A 7,302-nucleotide genomic window follows, 5' to 3' on the forward strand; every position below is an offset into this window, starting at 1 on the left:
CGCAAATGCCTAGGCTGGAAATCTCCTCTTGAACTCTTTTTTCACAAACCGTTGCACTTCACTTGACAATCCGCCCGTTGGGAAAGTACCTCGCCGCCGGAGCGGCGAAACACCCCTGCAAATCAATAAACAAGGGAAAACTGCTCGCACCCAAACAAGAAAGTGAGGATCATCTGATGTCGATTAAAAAGTCCGGAATTATTACGTTATGCGGCCGCCCCAACGTGGGCAAATCCACCCTGACCAACGCTTTAGTAGGAGAGAAGGTGGCCATCGTCACCAACAAGCCCCAGACCACCCGCAACCGCATCTCGGCCATCCTGAACCGCGGGGAGTGCCAGTTCGTCTTTGTGGACACCCCAGGCCTCCACAAGGCCCGCACCCGCCTGGGGGACTACATGGTGAACGTGGTAAAGGAGAGCGTGGCCGATGTGGACGCGGTGCTCCTGCTGGTGGAGCCCATCCCCAACATCGGCGCCCCGGAGGCGGAGCTCATCGCCCGGATCAAGACCCTGGGCTGTCCCTCGGTGCTGGTCATCAACAAGGTGGACACCCTGGAGCACAAGGAGAAGCTGCTGGAGGTCATCCAGACCTACACCCAGGCCCACGACTTCACCGCCGTGGTGCCCATCTCCGCCAAAAACGGCGAGGGGGTGGAGGAGCTGCTGGGGGTGCTGGAGGGCTTCCTGCCCGAGGGGCCCCAGCTGTTCCCGGAGGACATGATCTCCGACCAGCCCGAGCGGCAGATGATGGCGGAAATTTTAAGAGAAAAGCTGCTTTTGTGCCTGGACAAGGAGATCCCCCACGGCACGGCGGTGGAGATCACCAAGTTCTCCGAGCGGGACGACGAGGTCATCGAGATCGACGCCACCATCTACTGCGAGAAGAACAGCCACAAGGGCATCATCATCGGCAAGGGGGGAGCCATGCTGAAAAAGATCTCCTCCCTGGCCCGGCAGGATATGGAGCGGTTCATGGGGACCAAGGTTTTCCTCCAGACCTGGGTGAAAGTGAAAGAGAACTGGAGAGATAACGTGAATTTGATCCGGAATTTCGGGTATCGGGACGAGTGAGAGAGATTGCAGGGGAGTTTCGCCGCCCGCACTCCTCTCTAGCCTTCCCCCTGGGGGAAGGTGCCCCAGTGCGCACACTGGGGCGGATGAGGGGGCGGTATTTGCCGGGCGAATCGGGCAGGGCGGGGGCTGAAGGTGAATCGGCCGGAGGCCGAGAAAAGCCACCCTGGGATGTGCCCCCAGCCGCTCCCACTCAGTTTTCACCTGTAGGGCCCGATGCCCTCATCGGGCCGCTGGCTTGGAGCCAGTTAAAAGCTGGACACTCCCTCGCTGACAGAGCCTTTGCTGCGGAGGAGCTCAAGCCGTGCGGCGGGACTGCGATTTTCTGAGAGCTCCAAGGCGGGCAGAGGCGAAACGAGGTTTCCCAGAAAATTCTTTTGCAGGCTTTTCTTTCCAGAAAAGCCGGGGCAAATTCAGACAGCCGGAATGTTCCACACATAGGGTTCGACCGTTTCTGCCACGCTAAGGGCACAGAAAGAGAGACGGGAGGGCATGAAATGGATCAAGCAGGGATGTGGAAGCTGTTTTTTGCCACCGGGCTGCCGGAGGCATATCTGGCGGTCCGGTCCGAAGGGGAGAGGCGGGAGGCCGTGCTGCCGCCCATGCCGCCCCCCGGACTGCCCGGCTCGGTGGGGATGCCTCCGCCGGGGTGGAGCTCCGAGAAAAAGACGGAGACGTCCGCTGGCCCGCTCTGAACCGGAGCGGGCTCTTTACATATTGGGAGCGTGAAGACATGCACATGCGCACCAAGGCGCTGGTCCTGCGGGAGACCGCCTATAAGGAATCGGACAAAATTTTGACCCTGCTCACCCAGGAGGCGGGGAAGCTCACCGCCTCCGGCCGGGGCTGCCGGAAGAAGGGGAGTCCCATCGCCGCCGGCTGTCAGCTGCTGGTGTGGTCGGATATGGTGCTCTATGAGCACCGGGGCCGCTGGGCGGTCCAGGAGGCGGCGGTGGAGCGGGAGTTCCGGGGGATGCGGGACGACCTTGTGAAGCTGGCCCTGGGCTGCTACGGGGCGGAGGTCACCGAGCTGCTGGCAGTGGAGGGGGTGCCCAACCCGGAGCTGCTCTCCCTGCTGCTCAACAGCCTCCACGCCCTGGACAAGCTGGACCGGCCCCCCGCCCTGGTGAAGGCCGCCTTTGAGCTGCGGTGCCTGTGCCTGGCGGGGTACGGCCCCCTGCTGGACGCCTGCGCCGTGTGCGGGAGGGAGCCGCCGGAGGAGCCCCGCTTCCACCTGCGGGAGGGGGTGCTCCACTGCGCCGCCTGCCGGGGGGAGGTGGGAGACGGCATCTCCATGCCGGTGGACGGCGGCGTGCTGGCCGCCATGCGGCACATCGTCTACGGGGACCCCAAGCGGCTGTTCTCCTTCCAGCTGGGGGAGGAGGGCCTCAAGCAGCTGGGGGGGATCACGGAGGCCTATCTGCTCACCCAGCTGGAGCGGGGGGTCCGCACCCTGGACTTCTATAAACAGATGGCCCTGTGAAGCGCCTGATTTCGTTTTGTGTTCCCAGATTTTGAATTCTTCTGTTGCTTCCGTCCCCGCAGGGGGCGGGAACACACAACAGAATCGAGACCGTTGTAAAAAGAAGAGAAAAAAACAACGCCGCTGGCAAGGTACACTGCCAGCGGCGCTTTTTTGAACCCAGATGTGGATTTGCCAAGAGGCGAAACGCAGTTTCGCACAAAGTTCTTTTGCCTACTTTTCTTTCAAGAAAAGTAGGGGCGTGCCTAAAGCCGTATTTTTTCTGGTGTTCCCGCCCCCGCAGGGGGCGGGAACACCAGAAAAGAATTGGGAGTTAAGAAAGGTCGGTCAGAGTTTCCATCTCGTCCAGCAGGGAGTCGAACAGGTCCAGGGCCGCCTGGATGGGCTGAGGGGAGGCCATGTCCACACCGGCCCCCTTCAGCAGGTCGATGGGGTCCTTGCTGCACCCGCCGGAGAGGAACTCCAGATAGTCCTTCACTGCCGGCTCTCCCTCCTGCAAAATCCGACGGGAGAGGGCGATGGCGGCGGAGTAGCCGGTGGCGTACTGGAACACATAGTAGTTGTAATAGAAGTGGGGGATGCGGGACCACTCCAGGGCGATCTGGTCGTCGGAGACCATGTCCGGTCCGAAATAGGCCTCGTTGAGGGCCTTATACTCCCGGCTGAGCAGGTCGGCGGTGAGGGGCTCCCCCTGGGCGGACAGCTCGCCCATGCGCAGCTCGAACTCAGCGAACATGGTCTGCCGGTACAGGGTGCCCTTGAACTGCTCCAGGAAGTGGTTGATGAGCCAGGCCCGGCGGCGCTTGTCCGTGGTATTTTTCAGCAGATGCTCCATGAGCAGGGCCTCGTTGCAGGTGGAGGCCACCTCGGCCACGAAGATCACATAGTCCCGGTACACGGTGGGCTGCGTCTTGTTGGACAGATAGGAGTGGACCGCGTGGCCCAGCTCGTGGGCCAGGGTGAACATGCCGTCCAGGTCGTCCTGGTAATTCAGGAGAATATAGGGGTGGACCATAGAGCCGGACATATAGCCCCCGGAGCGCTTGCCTACGTTCTCGTATACGTCGATCCACCGGTGGTCCAGACCCTCCCGGATGATGGCCTGGTACTCCCTGCCCAGGGGAGCCACCGCCTGATAGACGGTCTCCCTGGCCTCCTCATAGGGGATCTTGGCGTCCACTCCGGACACCATGGGGGCGTACACATCGTACATGTGCAGCTCGTCCACCCCCAGCAGCTTTTTCCGCAGGCGGACGTACCGGTGCATCTTGTCCAGGTTGGCCCGGACGGTGGAAATCAGGTTGTGGTAGACCTCCACCGGCACCCGGGTGCCGTCCAGAGAGGCGGCCAGGGCGCTGGGGTACTTCCGGGCGGCGGCGAAGAACTGGAGCTGCTTCACCTGGGCAGAGAGGGTGGCGGCCAGGGTGTTCTTCACGCCTCCGTAGACGGCATACAGGTTTTCAAAGGCGGACTTGCGCAGCGCCCGGTCCTCGCTGGACATGAGGACGGTGTAGGAGCCGTTGGACAGGGGGTGCTTCTCCCCCCTGGAGTCCACCGCGTCGGGGAAGGTCAGGTCCGCGTCGGCCAGCTTGGAGAAGATGTCGTCCGGGGCCTGGGCCAGCTCCCCTACGCCCGCCAGCAGCTTCTCCTCGGAGTCGGACAGGGTGTGCTCCCGGCGGTCCTGGATGATGGCAAAGTACCGGCGGTACAGCTCCAGCTCCGGCTTTTCCCCATAGAACCGCTCCAGGGTCTCGGTGGGAATGCGTAAGACCTCGGGAATCTCAAAGGAGACCGCCTGAGAGAGGGCCACATACTGGCTGGTGATCTTGCCCACCATGGCCTGGTACTCGGGGACCCGGGTGTCCTCGTCGCTTCTCCGCTGGGCGTAGTCCATCAGCTTCACCAGCAGCTCCCCGGCCTCCTGCTCCAGGGTGACGTACTGGTACAGGGTGTCCGCGCTCTCCTCCAGGCGGCCGGCGTAGGCGGCCAGCTTGGGGACCATGGCCTGGAGACGGGAGAAGTCCTCCTGCCAGGCCTGGTCGGTGGGGTAGAGGTCGGCGGTGTTCCAGGTGAACTCCGGGGCGATCTGACTGCGCTCCGGGATGGCTTTGGCTTGAGACATGGAAAAACCTCCTGTTAGAAAAGTGGATGATACCAGTATGGTACCACGGGACAAAAAATATGGCAAGTGAGCAGAAAAAGGGAGGCGGCCAGCGGCCGCCCCCCTTGTCAGCAGGAAATCAGAAAATCAGCTCCCGGGTAATCTCAGACAGGCTGTGGACCCCGCACATGGCCATGGTGTCCTCCAGCTCGCCCTTGAGCTTCTGGGTGAGCACCTGGACCCCTTCGGCCCCGCCGCCGTACACGGCGGTGACGTAGGGCCGGGCCAGCAGCACGCCGTCGGCCCCCAGGGCCAGCGCCTTCAGCACGTCCACGCCGGTGCGGATGCCGCCGTCCACCAGAATGGTCATCTGCCCCTTCACCGCGTCGGCGATGGCGGGGAGGACCTGGGCGGTGGCGGGGACGCCGTCCTGGACCCGGCCGCCGTGGTTGGACACCACGATGCCGGCGGCTCCGGCCTCCAGGGCCTTCTGCGCGCCCTTCACCGTCATGATGCCCTTGAGGATGAAGGGCACCTTGATGTACTCGATGATCTCCCGCAGCTCGGCCACCGTCTTGGACCCGGCGGGGGGCGTGAGCCCCTTCAGAAAGGGCAGTCCGGCGGCGTCGATGTCCATGGCGAACACCTTGGCGCCGGAGGCCTTGGCCGCGTCCAGCTTGGCGTACAGGGTGTCCTTGTCCCAGGGCTTCACCGTGGGGATGCCCTTGCCGCCCGCGGCCCCGATGGCGGCGGAGGCGGCGGTGAACACATCCGGGTTGGTGCCGTCGCCGGTGAAGGCGGCGATGCCCGCCTGGACGCAGGCGGGGACCAGAATGTTGTTGTACTCCAGATCGTTGTACTTGTCCCCGTAGTGGAGATTCACCGCCCCCACGGGACCGGCGAACACGGGCAGGGCGTAGGTCTCGCCGAAGAACCGGAACGTGGTGTCCACCGGCTTGTTCTCGCAGATGGTGTCCATGTTCAAATAGATATTCTGCCAGGCCTCATAGTTGCGGATGGCCACGGTGCCGGTGCCCTTGGCGCCCGGGCCGGGCATGGTGCTGCCGCAGGCGCGCCCGTTGCACACCGGACAGGCCTTGCAGCTGGGGCCGCTGCAGGTGCGTGCGGCGGCCAGAACTTCCTGATAGGTCACAAAAACCCCTCCTTATTGCTTCGGAAACATTGTAGCCAAAATGGGGAGGAGCGTCAAGAGGGCAGCTTGTCCTCCAGCCAGGCCAGCAGGTCCTCAAAGACCTCCCGCTGGCTGACCTCGTGGAACATCTCGTGGCGGCCGCCGGGGTAGAGCTTCAGGGTCACGTCGGTGCAGCCCGCGTCCAGGAACATCTGCCGGACCTTCCGCACCCCTCGGCCCATGCCGCCCACCGGGTCCTGTTCCCCGGAGAGAAAGAGCACCGGGGTGTCCGCCCTCATATTCCGCAGATCACCCGGCTTGGCGATGAACTGCAGTCCTCCCATCATGTCCCGGAACATGGACACGGTGGGCTTGGGGCGGCAGAGAGGGTCGGCCAGATAGGCGTCCACCGCCGACGGGTCGCTGGAGATCCAGTCGGCGCCGGTGCGGTTGGGGCGGAAGCGGCGGTTGTAGGCCCCCAGGGAGAGGGCGTCCACCAGGGGGCTCACCCCCTGGCTGCCCAGGCGGCGGCACTCCAGGGAGGCCAGGGCCCTGCCCAGGGCCACCAGGGGAGCGGGCTCCTGGCCGGTGCCCGAGAGGATCACCCCGTCCAGAGTGCCCGGGTACTGGATCAGGTAGGTGCGGGTCAGGAAGGAGCCCATGGAGTGACCCAGAAGGAAATAGGGCAGGGAGGGGTATTTTTCCCCCTCCAGCTCCCGCAGGCGGCGGACGTCCCGGACCACCAAATCCCAGCCGTCCTTGGGGGCGAAGAAGCCGTAAGAGCCGTCCTCCACCGTCTTTCCGTGGCCCAGGTGGTCCTCGCCGCACACCAGGAAGCCGTGGGTGGCGAGAAACCGGGATACCTCCTCATACCGGCCCATGTGCTCCGCCACCCCGTGGACGATCTGAATGACCGCCCGGGGCGGCGTGTCCGGGCACAGCTCCTGGGCGTAGATGGTGTGCCCGGAGCGGGCGGAGGGGTATCGGAATTCCAGCAGTTCCGGCATGGAGCAGACCTTCTTTCTTGCATGGTATCTGTTCTCCACTGTACCACAGATGGGCGGAAATGACCAGTCAAACCTTACGGTATCTCCTCCAGAAGGGCGCGCAGGCGCTGGGCGTAGAACTCCGCGTCCTCCCCCAGGTCCTGAAACAGCTGCTGGAGGCAGGGGTCCCCCATCCCCTGGGCGGCGGCCCGGGCCTGGGCGGCGCGCTGGTGGAACTGCTGAAAGAGGGTGCGCAGGGCCAGGGGCAGGGGGCCGGAGGGGGCGGCTCCGGCCTGGCTGGGGCTGTACCGCTCCCCGGTGATGAGAAAGTGGGCGGTGGACAGGCGGCGCTCCTCCCGGCGCAGGTCGCCGGCGATCCCGGACAGGACCCGGGCCGCCCGGCTGCCCGACCGGCGGGACAGGGCCTGGAGGGAGCGGAGAAAGCCCTGGGTCTGGTCTATCATGTCCCGGATGGCCTGGGTGTAGGGCCGGGAGCCCTCCCCCAGGCCTGTCTCTTATACACATCT

General features: G+C 64.2%; 7 protein-coding genes. 3 read left to right on the plus strand and 4 right to left on the minus strand.

Annotated features, from left to right (window positions below):
* The first annotated feature begins 176 nt into the window (after positions 1-176).
* From era to recO, 3 genes are all read left to right on the plus strand, one after another.
* Positions 177-1,073 carry a GTPase Era gene (gene era / locus H6B31_RS15925; RefSeq protein ID WP_204899399.1) on the plus strand — a complete coding sequence of 299 codons (897 nt, stop codon included), beginning with the start codon at positions 177-179 and terminating at the stop codon, positions 1,071-1,073.
* 497 nt (positions 1,074-1,570) lie between these two features.
* On the plus strand, positions 1,571-1,768 hold the full coding sequence (locus tag H6B31_RS15930) for a hypothetical protein (protein WP_204899400.1): 198 nt from the start codon (positions 1,571-1,573) through the stop codon (positions 1,766-1,768).
* A gap of 38 nt (positions 1,769-1,806) precedes the next feature.
* Positions 1,807-2,556, plus strand: coding sequence for a DNA repair protein RecO (recO, locus tag H6B31_RS15935; RefSeq protein ID WP_204899401.1), 750 nt, complete (start codon positions 1,807-1,809; stop codon positions 2,554-2,556).
* Positions 2,557-2,869: 313 nt separating this feature from the next.
* On the opposite strand, the gene pepF is transcribed toward recO, so the two are convergent.
* The 4 genes from pepF to H6B31_RS15955 all read right to left on the minus strand — a co-directional run bounded on the left by pepF (position 2,870) and on the right by H6B31_RS15955 (position 7,239).
* Positions 2,870-4,678 (minus strand): oligoendopeptidase F, encoded by a 1,809-nt coding sequence (pepF, locus tag H6B31_RS15940; RefSeq protein WP_204899402.1) that lies wholly within the window; start codon positions 4,676-4,678, stop codon positions 2,870-2,872.
* 118 nt (positions 4,679-4,796) lie between these two features.
* Positions 4,797-5,810: an alpha-hydroxy-acid oxidizing protein gene (locus H6B31_RS15945; RefSeq protein WP_204899403.1), complete on the minus strand. Its 1,014-nt coding sequence runs from the start codon at positions 5,808-5,810 to the stop codon at positions 4,797-4,799.
* Positions 5,811-5,863: 53 nt separating this feature from the next.
* Complete coding sequence (locus H6B31_RS15950) at positions 5,864-6,796, minus strand: alpha/beta hydrolase (RefSeq protein WP_204899404.1); 933 nt, start codon at positions 6,794-6,796, stop codon at positions 5,864-5,866.
* A gap of 74 nt (positions 6,797-6,870) precedes the next feature.
* On the minus strand, positions 6,871-7,239 hold the full coding sequence (locus tag H6B31_RS15955; protein WP_204899405.1) for a hypothetical protein: 369 nt from the start codon (positions 7,237-7,239) through the stop codon (positions 6,871-6,873).
* Between the last annotated feature and the right edge of the window lie 63 nt (positions 7,240-7,302).

The sequence above is a fragment of the Pseudoflavonifractor capillosus genome (assembly GCF_016899775.1).
In the GTDB taxonomy this organism is placed as follows: Bacteria; Bacillota; Clostridia; order Oscillospirales; family Oscillospiraceae; genus Lawsonibacter.